The 14,853-nt window shown below is 45.9% G+C and carries 17 protein-coding genes and 1 pseudogene; 16 read left to right on the forward strand and 2 right to left on the reverse strand.

The window, feature by feature from the left end:
- The first annotated feature begins 5 nt into the window (after positions 1–5).
- From NST45_RS06030 to moaA, 7 genes are all read left to right on the forward strand, one after another.
- Complete coding sequence (locus NST45_RS06030; protein ID WP_036675992.1) at positions 6–464, forward strand: GAF domain-containing protein; 459 nt, start codon at positions 6–8, stop codon at positions 462–464.
- The gene (locus NST45_RS06035) at positions 464–1,528 is read left to right on the forward strand and encodes a sensor histidine kinase (protein WP_076141342.1); all 1,065 of its coding nucleotides are present in this window, start codon (positions 464–466) and stop codon (positions 1,526–1,528) included. Before NST45_RS06030 ends, NST45_RS06035 begins: the two co-directional genes overlap by 1 nt.
- 7 nt (positions 1,529–1,535) lie before the next feature.
- A complete protein-coding gene (locus tag NST45_RS06040; protein WP_076141341.1) occupies positions 1,536–2,183 on the forward strand; it encodes a response regulator transcription factor in 648 nt (215 codons plus the stop codon).
- Between the two features lie 23 nt (positions 2,184–2,206).
- Positions 2,207–2,734, forward strand: a complete 528-nt coding sequence (locus NST45_RS06045) for a hemerythrin domain-containing protein (RefSeq protein ID WP_076141340.1) — start codon at positions 2,207–2,209, stop codon at positions 2,732–2,734.
- Positions 2,735–2,995: 261 nt separating this feature from the next.
- Positions 2,996–4,486, forward strand: a complete 1,491-nt coding sequence (locus tag NST45_RS06050; RefSeq protein ID WP_076141339.1) for a nitrate/nitrite transporter — start codon at positions 2,996–2,998, stop codon at positions 4,484–4,486.
- A gap of 42 nt (positions 4,487–4,528) precedes the next feature.
- Positions 4,529–5,779, forward strand: coding sequence for a gephyrin-like molybdotransferase Glp (gene glp / locus NST45_RS06055; RefSeq protein WP_076141338.1), 1,251 nt, complete (start codon positions 4,529–4,531; stop codon positions 5,777–5,779).
- Positions 5,780–5,804: 25 nt separating this feature from the next.
- On the forward strand, positions 5,805–6,821 hold the full coding sequence (moaA, locus tag NST45_RS06060) for a GTP 3',8-cyclase MoaA (RefSeq protein WP_076141337.1): 1,017 nt from the start codon (positions 5,805–5,807) through the stop codon (positions 6,819–6,821).
- 191 nt (positions 6,822–7,012) lie between these two features.
- Here the strand turns inward: moaA and NST45_RS06065 are convergent, their stop codons facing one another.
- Positions 7,013–7,726: a YwiC-like family protein gene (locus NST45_RS06065; protein WP_170914207.1), complete on the reverse strand. Its 714-nt coding sequence runs from the start codon at positions 7,724–7,726 to the stop codon at positions 7,013–7,015.
- 134 nt (positions 7,727–7,860) lie between these two features.
- Between NST45_RS06065 and mobB the strand changes: the two genes are divergently transcribed.
- From mobB to NST45_RS06085, 4 genes and pseudogenes are all read left to right on the forward strand, one after another.
- On the forward strand, positions 7,861–8,532 hold the full coding sequence (gene mobB / locus NST45_RS06070) for a molybdopterin-guanine dinucleotide biosynthesis protein B (RefSeq protein ID WP_244886529.1): 672 nt from the start codon (positions 7,861–7,863) through the stop codon (positions 8,530–8,532).
- Positions 8,516–8,833 (forward strand): annotated as a pseudogene (locus NST45_RS06075) (NTP transferase domain-containing protein); the annotation flags it as partial. The gene mobB and the pseudogene NST45_RS06075, both read left to right, overlap by 17 nt.
- Before the next feature lie 252 nt (positions 8,834–9,085).
- Complete coding sequence (locus NST45_RS06080) at positions 9,086–9,571, forward strand: molybdenum cofactor biosynthesis protein MoaE (protein ID WP_038574689.1); 486 nt, start codon at positions 9,086–9,088, stop codon at positions 9,569–9,571.
- Between the two features lie 154 nt (positions 9,572–9,725).
- The gene (locus NST45_RS06085; RefSeq protein WP_036676004.1) at positions 9,726–10,016 is read left to right on the forward strand and encodes a MazG nucleotide pyrophosphohydrolase domain-containing protein; all 291 of its coding nucleotides are present in this window, start codon (positions 9,726–9,728) and stop codon (positions 10,014–10,016) included.
- Between the two features lie 79 nt (positions 10,017–10,095).
- Here the strand turns inward: NST45_RS06085 and NST45_RS06090 are convergent, their stop codons facing one another.
- The gene (locus NST45_RS06090) at positions 10,096–10,845 is read right to left on the reverse strand and encodes an SDR family oxidoreductase (protein WP_036676006.1); all 750 of its coding nucleotides are present in this window, start codon (positions 10,843–10,845) and stop codon (positions 10,096–10,098) included.
- Between the two features lie 164 nt (positions 10,846–11,009).
- On the opposite strand from NST45_RS06090, the gene NST45_RS06095 reads away from it, so the two are divergent.
- The 5 genes from NST45_RS06095 (at position 11,010) to NST45_RS06115 (ending at position 14,692) form a co-directional block, all read left to right on the forward strand.
- A complete protein-coding gene (locus NST45_RS06095) occupies positions 11,010–11,927 on the forward strand; it encodes a LysR family transcriptional regulator (RefSeq protein ID WP_036676007.1) in 918 nt (305 codons plus the stop codon).
- Between the two features lie 117 nt (positions 11,928–12,044).
- Positions 12,045–12,458: a hypothetical protein gene (locus tag NST45_RS06100; protein ID WP_038572498.1), complete on the forward strand. Its 414-nt coding sequence runs from the start codon at positions 12,045–12,047 to the stop codon at positions 12,456–12,458.
- Between the two features lie 57 nt (positions 12,459–12,515).
- Positions 12,516–12,674, forward strand: a complete 159-nt coding sequence (locus NST45_RS06105; RefSeq protein WP_256715461.1) for an S-layer homology domain-containing protein — start codon at positions 12,516–12,518, stop codon at positions 12,672–12,674.
- A 927-nt stretch (positions 12,675–13,601) separates the two neighbouring features.
- Positions 13,602–14,261: a helix-turn-helix transcriptional regulator gene (locus NST45_RS06110; protein WP_036676012.1), complete on the forward strand. Its 660-nt coding sequence runs from the start codon at positions 13,602–13,604 to the stop codon at positions 14,259–14,261.
- Positions 14,262–14,383: 122 nt separating this feature from the next.
- The gene (locus NST45_RS06115; RefSeq protein WP_036676014.1) at positions 14,384–14,692 is read left to right on the forward strand and encodes a hypothetical protein; all 309 of its coding nucleotides are present in this window, start codon (positions 14,384–14,386) and stop codon (positions 14,690–14,692) included.
- Positions 14,693–14,853 lie beyond the last annotated feature (161 nt).

A 14,853-nucleotide genomic window follows, 5' to 3' on the forward strand; every position in this document is an offset into this window, starting at 1 on the left:
AAACGATGAACAATAAGGTGGATTATCAAATCGAACTTGACCGGATCCGCGCAGCTCTAGGATATGACTTCATGTCGCTGGCTCTTGCTGAACCTGCGGAATATGACTATGTAATCCGGTGGAAATACGCCTCAGGGAACACTAATGACCGTTACAAACGGATTGTACTTCAATCCGGCAGAGGGATTGCAGGGATCGTGTTCAAGACCGGAAAACCGTTCTTAATCCCTTCTGTGCAGACAGATGTGAAGCCTGATACCTTGTTTAATTATCCCATTACTAAGATGGAGAATTTGAACAGTATTGGTGCTGTACCGGTGTGGAATGATGCCCGCGTCGCAGGCGTGCTTCTAGGCGGTTTCAGGGGTGAACGGCAGGTAACCGCTGAAATGCTGAGAGACCTGGACAGGGTAGCACGTAAGGGGATTGGAGACTTGAACGGGAAGGAATTGTTGCTCAGTTGATGACACCCGGAATGGATCTGCGGAGCCTGCTCATGACGAAGCTGTTCGAGAACAGCTCGGAGGCGATGTTCTTTTTTGACCGGCAAGGGAAAGCCCTGGCGATGAATCCGGCTGCCGAGAACATCGTTGACCAGGATATCCTGAAGCAGTTGTATCAGGGAAATCCGGAGGCACTATGCGGGACCTGCCGGGGATACACTAGTGAGACGGAGCTCCGCACATGCCTTAATTGTTACTTTCATACACCGGACTCAGAGGATTTTACCTCTTATCAAGTCTATCTGGAGACGAAAGATAAGGGTATTGTCCCTTATGCCGCCACCTTTCACACGATAGATGACGAGAATGGTATCAGAGTGTTTATGCTCAGGGATCTGAGCAGACAGTTCACGACACAAGAGAAGTTCTACCAGAACAAGATGATGAAGCATATCATTGAGGCGCAGGAGAATGAACGCAAGCGGATATCCCGTGAACTGCATGACAGCGTTGCCCAAGAGCTGATGAGTGCCGTGATTGATCTGCGTGTGCTCAAATATATGACAGCTGATGAACAGCTGCTGAAGAAGGTGAAGCAGACCGAAGTATCCATGACAAGACTTCTGAATGATATCCGCAACCTTTCCGTGGAGCTCAGGCCGGCTGCACTTGATGATTTCGGGCTGGAGGCTGCATTCCGGTCACACTTCAAGCGGATGGAACAAAGCTACGGACTTATAATTGAATATGAGTCCCGGCTTTTGGAGAAACGGTATGAGAGTGAGATTGAAACCGTCATGTACCGTGTATGCCAGGAAGCTGTGTTGAACGCCCTGAAGTATGCCCAGATAGACAGCGTCAAAGTATCTCTTACAGAAAATGACGGCGTGCTGCGGCTTCTGATTAAGGATGAGGGAACAGGCTTCATTCAGGGAGACGAACCCAATGGAACCGGACTTGGTCTTTTTGGCATGCAGGAACGGGCGGAGCTGGTGGGTGGCACCTTCACCGTAGATTCAGGGATAGGTAGGGGCACAACCATTATTTTACAGGTGCCAGTAGGATTATCCAGAGGAAAGGAATGAGCTTCTGATGAAGATCGTCATTGCAGACGACCATGCGATCGTACGGAGCGGATTCTCCATGATTCTCAATTTTCAGGATGACATAGAAGTGATCGGAGCGGCGGCAGACGGGAGGGAAGCTTATATAATGGTTGCCAAATTCCGGCCGGATATTCTGATTATGGATTTAAGCATGCCTCCGGGCGAAAGTGGGCTGGTTGCAACCGGGAAGATTAAAGAGGATTATCCCGATACCAAAATCCTGATTCTGACGATGCATGACGATGATGAATATCTTTTTCATGTATTGAAGAACGGGGCCTCCGGTTATGTTCTCAAAAGCGCTCCGGACGAGGAGCTTTTGCTGGCCATCCGGACCATTTATGAAGGCGGCACTTATATCCATCCTAAGATGGCGACCTCACTGGTCCGTGAATTTATTAAGCAGGACAAATCCGGCGGTACAGAGGATCTGTTTGAGCTGTTGTCCAAACGTGAACTGGAGATCCTGCCGCTTATCGCCAAGGGATACGGGAACAAGGAAATCGCAGAGAAGCTGTTTATTTCGGTAAAAACGGTGGAAGCCCACAAAGCGAAAATTATGGAGAAGTTAAACCTTAGAAGCAGACCGGAGCTGGTCGAGTATGCTTTAAGGAAAAAAATGCTGGATTTCTGATTTGCAAATGGAGGGTTAGCAGGATGCCGGAAAATACAGGGCTCAAGTTTACGATGCCCGCCATGCGTATTCTTGAGAATGAACACCGCTATTTATCATTTCTGATGGAAGAATGGCATGCCCTTGTACTCTGGTTTGAACACGATCAGCCCGCTCTGGAAGAATCTAGGACACAGCTGCATAAGCTGCGTAAGGCGATTCTGGAGTTTACTGGTCCGTTGAAGAAGCATACAGTGAAGGAAGAAACGTTTTTTTTTCCGCTGCTTGGCAGTTATATCGGCTTTGAACAAGGACCACTGGTCGGCATCCAGGAGGAGCACCGCGAGATTGACGGATATATAGGGCATTTCCTGCATTACACAGAGGGCAATATAGATATGCTGCCGCTTGAGGATATCCGCGCAGCTGTTAAGGATGCAGGGGAGGCTTTTGAGGTTCTGACGGTACACTTTGTCAAAGAAGAGACTGTCATTTACCCGATGGCCGAGCATCAGCTGAGTGCGAAAGACAAAGAACGGTTAAGCCAGCAATTGAATACGCTCATTACGTGATAATGAACAGGCTGCTCCTACTTGGGGCGGCTTTTTTGGGTCTTATTAAGAGAGTAGATAAGGTATTATGTTTCATTTGTGATAGGAGTGAATAAGTTCTGGAGCAAGGCCCCACTATGTGGGGTTATTTTATTTTTAGGGTTTCCCCTGTCAGGGAAAGGGGACTCCCCTATATCTGAGCCGGGGGATCGGCGGATACAATGAGTACAGGAAGTATTGGTATGAATAATCAAGAGAATAAACGGCGAAAAGGTGAGTCGAATGATTAAAAAAATGCAATTGCCGCTACAAACATTAAACTTGATTACTGGATTCATGGTGTGGGTGATCATCTCTTCCCTGATGCCCTTTATTTCCGAGGATATCAGCATTCCTCCGGGGCGGCTAGCGATGGTCACGGCTATTCCGGTGGTGCTCGGCTCTATTCTAAGGATTCCTTTAGGCTATTATGCAAACATTCTGGGAGCACGCATTATTTTTATGTTCAGCTTTATCCTGCTTTTGTTTCCGGTATATTTCATCAGTGAAGCATCCTCGGTCACTCATTTAATTATCGGAGGTTTGTTCCTGGGAATCGGCGGAGCCGTTTTTTCGGTAGGTGTAACCTCTTTGCCGAAGTATTTCCCCAAAGATAAGCATGGTCTGGTCAACGGAATCTACGGGATCGGGAATATCGGAACAGCTGTCACTACCTTCTCGGCTCCGATTGTGGCAGCACAGATTGGCTGGGCACCCGCGGTTAAAATGTATCTGATCCTGTTACTGGTATTTATCGCATTAAATTTCTTCTTTGGGGATCGTCATGAGCCTAAACTCAAAACGCCGATTATTGAACAGATCAAGGGCGTGTCCAAAAATGAAAAGCTCTGGCTTTTCTCCTTGTTCTATTTCATTACCTTTGGCTCCTTCGTTGCCTTCACTATTTATCTGCCGAACTTTCTAGTTTCGAACTTCGATCTGGAAAAAGTGGATGCCGGGATGCGCACAGCCGGCTTCATTGCCGTTGCGACCTTCTTCCGGCCGATAGGCGGCTGGCTTGCCGACAAGTTCCAGCCTTTGTTTCTGCTTACCGGCACATTTAGTATTTATACGGTTGCAGCAATCATCCTGGCATTTATGCCTGACATGGGCTTATATACAGTAGGTTGCCTTGCTATTGCGTTCAGTGCGGGAATCGGTAACGGAGTCATATTCAAATTAGTCCCACTGTACTTCAATAAGCAGGCGGGTGTCGCCAACGGGATCGTATCGATGATGGGCGGTCTGGGCGGTTTTTTCCCTCCCATTATGCTGTCGGTGATTTATTCGGCTACAGGGCAATATTCCATCGGGTTCATGCTGCTCTCTCAGGTAGCGCTGGCCAGTCTGGTGCTGGTAGTGTGGATCTATTTTCAGGACCGGCTTGCGCTTACCTCTGAAGTGTTCAATTCTACCGGACAGGGGATTCTGGTTACGGATGTCTCCGGTCTGATCAAGACCGTCAATCCGGCGTTCACGAAGCTCACCGGCTATACGGAAGACGAAGTTCTTGGCAGACAGCCCAGCATTCTGAAGTCAGGCCGCCAATCCAAGGAGTTCTACCGCTTAATGTGGAGCGAGGTCAGGGAGAAGGGGATGTGGCAGGGTGAAATCTGGAACAAGCGCAAGGGCGGGGAAGAGTATTTGCAGTGGCTGAATATCAGCGCTGTAAAGGATGAGACCGGCGAAGATGTCCGGTATGTAGGCACATTCAGCGATATTACGGAGAAATAACCGGATGAACCGTTTTTTAGTACGGCACTAAGTTAGGAGCAGATGAAGGTGGAAAAGACCAGAACTCCGGTTACCGTTGCCGAAGCTGTATTCCGGGTAACTGAAAGAGCATGTTGCATAGGTACAGAAAGGATTCCACTTGCTGAAAGCTATGGACGGATCCTGGCGGAGCCGCTGACGGCAACCCATGATGTTCCGCATTTTACCCGATCACCCTATGACGGATATGCAATTTCTTCGGCAGATTCTGCCGGTGCTTCCGGTAATAACAGGATCAGCTTTACTGTAGTAGATCATATCGGCGCAGGGGCAGTATCTCAGATTGCAATTGGGCCATGCGAAGCTGTCCGTCTGATGACGGGAGCGGCGCTGCCGTCAGGAGCGGATGCTGTAGTTATGTTTGAACAGGCCACAGCAGCAGGTCATACGTTTACAATCCGTAAAGCTTTTGCGCCACAGGAGAATCTGTCCCTGAAGGGTGAAGATATGCGGTCAGGAGAAATGATCGTTCCGGCCGGCAGCTTCATTCATCCCGGGATTGTAGCGCTGCTGGCTACATTCGGTTATGGGTATGTTCAGGTCGGTAAGCGGCCGGTAGTAGGGATATTGTCTACGGGAACCGAACTGCTGGAGGTGACAGCACAGCTTGCACCCGGCAAAATCCGCAACAGTAACGGACCGATGATCGCAGCCCAGCTCGCCCGGATGGGTATTCCTTACCGGATGTATGATACAGCCGCAGACCAACTGGAAGCATGCCTGCTGACGGTGCGGAAGGCAATGACAGAAACAGACTGCCTGATCACAACGGGAGGTGTGTCCGTCGGTGATTATGACTACCTGCCGGAAATATATAACCGTCTCGGGGCTGATGTGCTGTTCAACAAGGTGGCGATGCGTCCGGGCAGCGTGACCACAGTTGCGGTTGCCGGGGATACGTACTTGTTCGGACTGTCCGGCAATCCTTCTGCCTGCTTCACAGGCTTCGAGCTGTTTGTTAGACCCGCCCTGCTCAAAATGATGGGAGCGGATAAAATTTATCTGCCGCGCACGACGGCGGTACTGGCAGAGGATTACCCAAAGGCCAATCCGTTCACCCGGTTTATCCGGGCTGTTCATGACCGCACCTCGGTGCGTCCTGCCGGTTTCAATAAATCTAATGCCGTATCTTCCATCGCACGCGGGAATTCGCTGATTGTGCTGCCGGGCGGGACAAGAGGTTACGCCGCAGGTGATCTTGTTGATGTACTGCTTCTGGGTGTTGAAGAAGGTACGGATAAATGGGTACTGTAAGCCTACCGGAAGGGAGATAAGAGTCATGAATGCACATCCACTACAGGATCAATTGCGACGGCCTATCCATGATTTGCGGATTTCGGTAACAGACCGGTGCAATTTCCGCTGTTCCTACTGCATGCCGAAGGAAGTGTTCGGTGATGATTATGCATTCCTCCCCGCAAGCGAGCTGTTAACCTTTGAGGAAATCTACCGGCTGACGAAGCTGTTCGTATCCCTTGGAGTAAGCAAAATCCGGTTGACCGGTGGCGAGCCGCTTATGCGGCGTAATCTGCCTGAGCTTGTTGCGGGAATCCGCGCTATCGGCGGTGTAAAAGATATGGGACTGACGACGAATGGGGTACTGCTCGGTGCGCAGGCAGCGCCACTGTATGCTGCGGGACTCCGCAGACTGAACGTCAGCTTGGATGCTTTGGAGCATAAGCGGTTTGGAAAAATGAACGGACGGGGCTTTACGTCTGGATTAATTCTGCATCATATTGATCATGCCGTAGAAGCCGGGTTTGAGGTCAAAGTAAACATGGTGGTACAAAGAGGTGTGAACGAATCGGAGATTGTACCGATGGCTGCCTATTTCAAGGATAAGAATATAACTTTGCGGTTCATCGAGTTTATGGATGCCGGCAACGATAACGGCTGGAGCTATGAGAAGGTTGTAACCAAACGGGAAATACTGGAGCGCCTCCAAGGCTCATTTGAAATGGAAGCACAGGACCATAATTATTTTGGCGAGGTAGCCAAAAGGTACCGGTACAAGGGTAGCTGTACCGAGGTCGGTTTTATTACTTCCGTATCTGAATCGTTCTGCTCTTCCTGTACACGTGCCCGGCTGTCTTCCGACGGCAAATTATACACTTGCCTGTTCGCATCAGACGGTTTTGATCTCAGGGAAATGCTCCGCAGCGGGGCGAGTGACCAAAGCCTGCTGCTAGCCATTAGGGATGTATGGGAGCAGCGGACAGACCGTTACTCCGATGAGCGGACAGAACAAACCGTGAAGAACAGAACAAAGATCGGCATGTCCTATATTGGAGGTTAAAGAGCAGAATGCAATTTCAGCTGTTGATCGAGCCGGATGGCAGATCATTTTTGGCTGAGCAATGTATCCTTATTGTACCTCCAGGATCGAGCAATCCGGAAATGATCGCAGAATAGACTAACGCAACAACAAGGAAGCTCCTCTACCCGGATTACCGGCAGATGAGCTTTCTGGTTTTTTACAACTGTATACTAGAAGTACAACACGAGCACAGACACATATAACATAAAGGAGAAGCCAATTTCGATGATTCCGGTACGTTTTACTGTGATGCCCGTCTTTGGCAGGACAGCTGCCCGCACAAGCAGGATGAGCAGCGGAACAAGCAGAGATGGAAACAGGAACAGCCCGGCTGCTGCAACCAGCAGGTGATATAGAACAGATCCGTAATAGAAGCTAATATTATTTCGTTCACGGATGATGGTTTTGACATACAAAGCGGTTCCGACAAAGTACAGGACAGCCAGCAGGAACAACTCGGTCGCTGTCCGCCAGCTTTCTCCCTGACCGACGTAGAAGACCGGATAAATGATCAGGCAAAATGCCAAAATGGCCGAGATGTCATTGAGCAGGGCACGTTCATTTTTAGTTTTTGCATAATAGAGATTTACAGCGAACAAAGGCACGAGCGGTAGAACAAACCATAACAACTTAGGTTCGGCTACTACCAGATAGACGATCAAAGGGAGTAGCAGAATTCCATATACCTTCAAGGGCTGGGCATAGCGTTTAAATCTTCCTGTCTTCACCCCCTGCAGTAAAGGAAAACTGAACAAATAGATCAGAAGCCAGCAAGCAAACAGCGGAATATGTATCGGTTGCTCCTGGGATGCGGCTACCCCGAACAGAAAGGGAAGGACGAGCATCGCCCAGGCGCCGTGCTGGTTAGGGATATACTTCTTCATAGTAAACATCCTCCTACCCTGAAATATCATGGCATGCGAGGATGCCATACTCTTTAACTATACGTTTTTCCTTGAGGGGACCCGGGTGATTTGAAGCACTAATCATTTTAAGAAAAGGAGTAAACATCGTGAGTATGGAATCTCATCATGCAACAGTACAGGGTCCGGTTCCTGTATTACAAATTGTCGGGTACAAGAATAGCGGAAAAACAACACTTGCCTGCCGTTTAATTCGCGCTCTATCTACTCAAGGTATACGCGTCGGGTCTGCTAAACACGATGCTCACCATTTTCAATTAGATGATCCGGGTACAGACAGCAGCAGGCATCTGCTGCACGGTGCGATTGAAACCGTACTGACATCGTCTGAGGCTACAAGAATAATGCGGAAGTCCGAGACTTCATTAGAAGAAATCGTACAGTCTATGTATGGTAAGGTTGATCTGCTGATTGCTGAAGGGTTCAAATCTGCAGATTATCCCAAAATCGCCTTGATCCGCAATGTAAATGAAATGATAAATCTGCGAAGTCAAGCAACGAATATTTATATGTGGTTAAGCTGGGAGGAGGACGCTAATATGAAAAGTGTAACGTCTGTGGTAAGCAAGAATACTACCCCTGTACTACTTTTAAGGGATCAAGCTCTTATAGATCAGGAGGTCCTCAACCTGGCTTTGTCGCTGCTTCAATCTAATATAGGAATCCCTGACATAAGAGAAGGAGATTCCCTTACAGGAGGTGCACATTGTGCTGACTGGAATAATACTGGCAGGGGGACAGAATTCCCGGATGAAGGGTCGGAATAAAGCGCTCCTGACCTATCACGGGGAGCATTTTATTGTTAGACAGGTGAAGGAGATGCGTACCCTTTGCTCCAAGATCATTATTGTTACGAAAGATGCATCCCTGTATGAGGATTGTCTTCCATCCGGTCTCATTTTTCTACCGGACATCTATGAAGGGCATGGACCCTTAAGCGGGTTTCATGCCGCTTTTGTCAGGGTGGAAACGGATTATGCTTGGGTTGTCGGATGCGATAGTCCTAATATTTCAGCCCCTGCAGCTTCGTGGATGCTCACCCGGTTCAAGGAAGGCGACTATGATGCTGTTCTTCCCATCATTAACGGTAAGCATCAGATGCTCCATGGGGTATATCGGCCGCACCTGATTTTGCCAAGTATCATTGATAGACTGGAAACACGACAGTACCAGCTATCAGGATTATTAGATTCGATGCATTGGTTAGGGGTAGATAAGGGCGACCTTGCTGGTGCTGGTATATATGAGGATTTCACTGTAGATGTAGATACACCTGAGCAATATAAGGATTTGCTGCATCTATCGAAAGGGAGTGATCACATGGGCAGTTCATTATTTGAAATTACAGACGGACCGATCACACCAGCGGAGGTATCTGATAAAGTCCTGCGTAGAGAAGCGGGAGCGATTACCTTATTCCTAGGCACTGTACGGGAGTTCACGCAGGGTAAGCGGACATTATATCTTGAATATGAAGCTTATCCGCTCATGGCTGTAGCGCAATTGGAACGAATCGGGCAGGAAGTGAATGAGCGTTGGCCAAATACTATGGTTGCTGTAACCCATAGGATAGGAAAACTTGAAATCACTGATATCGCCGTTGTGATCGCTGTATCCTCGCCGCACCGTAAGGCCGCTTACGAAGCGAATGAATATGTGATTGACCGGATTAAAGAAATCGTGCCTATTTGGAAAAAAGAAATGGGCGAAGACGGCGAAGCATGGGTTGGCGATCAGCTGAATCAATTAACCTATCCGGAAGGGCGGCCATTTTTTCCGGATGTTTCTGCAGAAGATAAGAAGTAGAGGCGGCTATTAATGAAGCAGGGGAGGAAGCAAAGAACATAAATGAGTACTGCTCGAATTGCCTTGTAGTATAATATTAATCAATTCAAGCCATCTAAACCTAAGGCAGCAATAGAACATAGGGATTTTTACCCAAAAAGCGAGGCGTAAGGAAATGAATGCAGCAGAGTTTCAACAGTATGTTAAGGAGTTCAGTGAAATCAAAGGGTTTGATACCAGCACCATTGAGCAGAGAATGCTGTACTTAATGACTGAGGTTGGGGAGTTGTCCAAAGAAGTTTTGTCCGTATCTTTTCATCCAGATGCAGAGCGGAAAGAAAACTTGGGATACGAGATGTACGATGTGGTGTGGAATATTTTTGATCTGGCCAATAAACTTGGCATTGATCTGGAGCAGGCTTTTAAACGTAAGCTGGAGATTAATGAACAGAGGACTTGGGAGTAAGGTGTATCTATTGAATACTATAAAAAAAAATCCAAGGACCTCCCCTGTGGGAAGCCTTGGATTTTTTTCACCCGAAATTTTATTTAAATGAAGCATAACCTTCATCAGCCATTACAACACTACCGTTAATTGCACTAGCTTCTGGTAAGGAGAGCAAGTATACAGTGTCTGCAACTTGTTCAGGCAATGTTAATTTGTTACCCATTACTTTACTCTTCATTTGGTCGACCATTCCTTGATCTTTATATCCTTGGATAATTGGCGTATCCACAGCGCCTGGAGCAACGGCAAGCACGCGGATACCATGGACGGAAAGTTCTAGTGCTGCGGATTTAGTCATCATAATGACCGCACCTTTGGAAGCGTGATATGCGAATGTACCTGGGGAAGCTAGGAATCCAAATACAGAAGCTGTATTGATGATCACACCTTTAATGCCGAGCTCACGCATTTTTTTACCAGCAGCGATAATCCCATGGGCTACGCCATGCTGATTGACATTAATGACACTATGATAATCCTTAAGGTCTTGGTCTAGTACAGGAGTGACGCGGCCGATGCCGGCATTGTTGAACATTACGTCAATTCTTCCATAAGTATCTACAGTTTTCTGAACGAGTGCTTCAACTTCTTCGTATTTTGAGACGTCAGTTTTGACGAAAATAGCTTCGCCACCATCTTTAATAATTTGTGCTACCGTTTCTTCACCTAATTGTTGATTGAAATCGGCAACGACAACTTGATCACCTTTACTTGCAAATTTAATGGCGGTTTGTTTCCCGATTCCACTGGCTCCACCTGTTATTACGGCTACTCTTTTGTCTGTCATTTGAGTTTCCTCCTCGAGAAATATAGTTATACTAGAAATGAAAGTTGATATAGTAAAAATGGTTACTTACTAACTTATTTACATTGTAGCACTTGTCTAAATTAATTAAAATTTAAGTAAATTTAATAGTTATTAAGTAAAGATTAACTTAAGGGGTGATTCAAATGAATTTGGAGCAGTGCGAGAATATCGTAGAAGTCGCAAAGATTGGTTCTTTAACCAAAGCAGCTCAGAATCGTCATATCACTCTATCCGCAATGAGCCAGTCCATTACCATGCTGGAGGCTGAGCTGGGAGTTACTTTGTTCATCCGTTCGCGCGGGCAAAAGGCGGTTCCCACAGCAGAAGGAAATGCCATTATTAGCAAAGCAAATGAAGTCCTGATGAAAGTAAATGAATTAAAAGAAGAAGCACAGATTTACAGCGATACGTTAAGTGGTCATTTGAAAATTGCTACGATACCTGGACCCATGCATTTGATGGTGAAGGTAATCTCTAGCTTTAAGGCAGATTTTCCAAATGTGAAAATAGAGATTTTTGAAAAGGGACCTAAAGAAATTCTGGATAATGTACTGCAGGATGAAATGGACATTGGACTTATGGTCTCGCCGGAGGGAATGCCTGACAAATATAAAGGGGTTAAGTTTGAACGGTTAGTGGAAGGAAAGATTGTAGTCGGTGTACATCCTCACTCACCGCTTGCCCTGAATTCCATCCTTACACCTGCTCAGTTAGTGGGGCAGACGTTGGTTTTATACGATGATTCTTACATTAAGGACTATGTAGAGCGATATTTATCTGGCTATGGGCCGATCAATTTGCTTTTTGTAAGTAACAACACACGGGCGATTGAGAATGCAGTTGCAGAAGGACTGGCCATCACAATTGGTCTGGATTATTCGTTTCTGAAAATATCAGAGGGTTCTCCAGCCTTCATGAAAACCATCGAGTTACGATCACCAGATACCCGTGCGAAATATTCAGGAGCTATTGTCTCTGCTTCAAAACAGACCTCCCAGACCGCCCGGAGATTTATCAACAGGCTAAAGCATGAATTTGATGAAATGATTAGACGAAGTTAACAGTATGCCTTGGTAAATTTTATCTAACCTTTACGCTTCCTAGTTAATATTAACCCTATGATGTTGTCCAAGCTCAGATCGATATTAGGACAGCCAAGTGGGGAGGATGTCAACATAGTGAGATGGTATCTTAGGCAAATTAATGTTGTTATTATCTTTGTTTTGTTGATTTCGTTGTTACAACCGGGAGCAATTGTTCGCGCTTCCATTTCTGATTTATATTTACCAGCAACAGATTACGGAACCGTTATTGATGTTCGCCAAACAGAGCTTGCACCCGGGGCGATGTATACCTGGATAGATCTCCAGAATGAACGTGGTTTACAAAAGATACATGCAGTGGAGTTCAACCCGCAACAAGGAAATTTGGAGCTGCGGGCAGGTACGAAGGATGGAAAGGTATACGGTATGAAGGGCGTTACCGAAATGGCCATGTATGCGGATTCGCCTGGAAACCGAGTGATCGCAGGGATCAACGGTGATTTCTATGAAATCCCCGGTTTTGCTACGGGTGTTCCCAATGGACTTTAAGCTTACACCAAGAGTAGTGTATCTGTAGCTAGCCGTAACATTTCGGCATTCAATGATATTGGTCTTGCTCCACAGTGGGCTCAAGAGGCAATCAGTGAAGTGTACAGACTTGGTTTGATGCAAGGACGTGCTGAAGGGCAATTTGCACCGGACCAAAACGGAACACGTGCTGAAAGTGCACAGATGATCCTCAACCTGCTGAGTGTTATGGAGTAATGATTATGGCCAGTCTCAGGTTTATAGGGACTGGCTGTTTTTTTGATAATTGGATTAGTGGGATATACGCAGGATACGCACGCATGAATACACTGAGGGGGAAGCGGAGTAAAAGTAAAAATAAGGGTGTGACACAAAAGGTAAGTGTATATGGAGAACAGAGAACTAAGGCACGCTCGCTAAGGTACAATAAAGCTGAGGCACGCTCGCTGAGGTGTGCTAAAGCTAAAGTACGCTCACTGAGGTACGCTAAAGCTAAAGTGCGCCAACAGCGACGCACACTTGGTAAGTTTGGCTCGGACGAGCTACTTTTATCAAGAAAGTTTGTTTTAACAGATAGCCTCGATGGTTTGGGATCGTAACGGACTGTATTGCCGCTATTTGAACTTTTTGGTCTATTTTTCCAATTTTTCGGACTCCATAGCTCTTATTGTCATACTTTTGCACGGAATCGTAATATATTTTAATGAATAGCTGCATTTGAGTCCGATAGCTGAGCAGAATGGCAGAAATCAGCTTAATAAGGTCTCCTCGGTCCGATGAAGTAGAATTGAGTTAATAAGGTGAGTAAGGTGAGTAAGGTGAGCTATGTGAGCCAAGTGAGCTAGGTAAGTCAAGTGAGTAAAGTGAGCAAGTTGAGAAGGTGAGCTAGATGAGTAAAGTAAGTAAACTGAGTCAGTAAACGGAAGATAAGATGCAGAATACAGATGGGGTTTAAGCGTATAGTAAAACTGAGGCGAGTATCGAGCATATTCCAAATCCTTACAGACGAGCGCTGAGTCTTTTTCCGGTATTTTGTAAAGATAGGGTTATATTGGGCGTGGAATACTGGGAATTGCTCTTCAGAGGCAAGTAAAAACAAGGAATAATTGTTATTAGCCAACACAAATTGTTATGTTGTGTTATGATAGTAGGGAGGTGACTCCCATGAATGATTTTGAGAACTATCCCGATGAGCTGGGTAATTTCATTCGGCACATCAGAAAGACGAGAGGGTTAACCTTAAGAGGACTGGAAGAAAAGAGCGGTATAAGTTACTCACAGCTCAGCAAAATCGAACGTGGAGAGAGCATTCCGCTTAAAGACAATCTGGACAAGATCATTGAAGCGCTTGGAACGGATCTGAAGAATCGGATGTACCATTTGGCAGATTATATGCCAGATATTGAATATATCAAGACCTTGAAGCAAGGATATGAGCTGCCACAGCTCAAACAGTCTCAAGATTATATCTACGAGACAGCCTTTAACAAGCTTAAGGAATTCAGAGCGAAGGAAGGGAAAGAAACATCGTACGTTTCCTTTGATTCGAATGAAGTTATAGTTTACGAAACGGAATATGGGGCAGGAATGGTAATAGAGAAGATTGAGAAATACAATCTGACCGATGTCCTGAACGATAAGTTTGAGGGTAACCTCGACTCCTTAAGAAAGAGCCCCCGTAAAGGGCGTCAAGCCTTTCTATTTGGCGAGTGGCTACGGGAGTGCGTTTATGAACTGAAGGAAGAGGAACAGGATCAGGTCATACAAGCACTTAAAGAATTTACTCAGTTTAAAGTACAACAAATAAAGGGTGCTTATAAATAATGTATGCCTTTTGCTAATGATCTCAAAAATGAATGAATGTTGCCCTTTCTTGCAGCCATCTATTCATCTTGATCCATAAACTAACAACTAAAAATGGTTTGACAGAAAAGGGGATATTAATAATGAAAATTAACATGAAGTTTACCAGCAAGGGCAAAGTCGCTATAGAGAATTTTAATAACGAGGAATTGCTGGAGATCTTCGCACGTTACATCAAGACATTATCCAAAAAGTATGACATCGAAGTTGATGTTCCTCTTGAAGCGAATCAAAACATTGTTGGTGATGGTGCGGTAATCGCAACTGCAAAAAATGTGAAATGTGATGTTGAAACTTTCTTTAAAGAATTGGGCAGAGATATTAAAGTTCCTTTGAAGAAAAGACTCGGCGGCAAATTGGAGAATGTTTTCAAAACAGAAATTACAGAATAGAGCATTATTTTTATCTGAGATTAACCATCATATGTGCATATAAAAAAGGTAGGGCCGCGGAGGCTCTACCTTTTTTATGTTTATGTACTTAACTTAAGGCGACCTAAGGAGCTTATTGTTGGTTGAAGCTGGAGAAAAATGTGTACCATGCGTCAGTGTGA

The sequence above is a fragment of the Paenibacillus sp. FSL R7-0163 genome (genome assembly GCF_037969975.1).
Taxonomy (GTDB): Bacteria; Bacillota; Bacilli; order Paenibacillales; family Paenibacillaceae; genus Paenibacillus_AQ; species Paenibacillus_AQ odorifer.

Coding starts and splice junctions, on each gene's coding strand:
- NST45_RS06050 (WP_076141339.1), top strand. CDS start 2,996: ATGATTAAAAAAATGCAATTGCCGCTACAAACATTAAACTTGATTACT.
- glp (WP_076141338.1), top strand. CDS start 4,529: ATGAAGGTGGAAAAGACCAGAACTCCGGTTACCGTTGCCGAAGCTGTA.
- NST45_RS06035 (WP_076141342.1), top strand. CDS start 464: ATGACACCCGGAATGGATCTGCGGAGCCTGCTCATGACGAAGCTGTTC.
- NST45_RS06095 (WP_036676007.1), top strand. CDS start 11,010: ATGAATTTGGAGCAGTGCGAGAATATCGTAGAAGTCGCAAAGATTGGT.
- NST45_RS06085 (WP_036676004.1), top strand. CDS start 9,726: ATGAATGCAGCAGAGTTTCAACAGTATGTTAAGGAGTTCAGTGAAATC.
- NST45_RS06080 (WP_038574689.1), top strand. CDS start 9,086: ATGGGCAGTTCATTATTTGAAATTACAGACGGACCGATCACACCAGCG.
- NST45_RS06090 (WP_036676006.1), bottom strand. CDS start 10,845: ATGACAGACAAAAGAGTAGCCGTAATAACAGGTGGAGCCAGTGGAATC.
- NST45_RS06045 (WP_076141340.1), top strand. CDS start 2,207: ATGCCGGAAAATACAGGGCTCAAGTTTACGATGCCCGCCATGCGTATT.
- NST45_RS06040 (WP_076141341.1), top strand. CDS start 1,536: ATGAAGATCGTCATTGCAGACGACCATGCGATCGTACGGAGCGGATTC.
- NST45_RS06110 (WP_036676012.1), top strand. CDS start 13,602: ATGAATGATTTTGAGAACTATCCCGATGAGCTGGGTAATTTCATTCGG.
- moaA (WP_076141337.1), top strand. CDS start 5,805: ATGAATGCACATCCACTACAGGATCAATTGCGACGGCCTATCCATGAT.
- mobB (WP_244886529.1), top strand. CDS start 7,861: ATGGAATCTCATCATGCAACAGTACAGGGTCCGGTTCCTGTATTACAA.
- NST45_RS06065 (WP_170914207.1), bottom strand. CDS start 7,726: ATGAAGAAGTATATCCCTAACCAGCACGGCGCCTGGGCGATGCTCGTC.
- NST45_RS06115 (WP_036676014.1), top strand. CDS start 14,384: ATGAAAATTAACATGAAGTTTACCAGCAAGGGCAAAGTCGCTATAGAG.
- NST45_RS06030 (WP_036675992.1), top strand. CDS start 6: ATGAACAATAAGGTGGATTATCAAATCGAACTTGACCGGATCCGCGCA.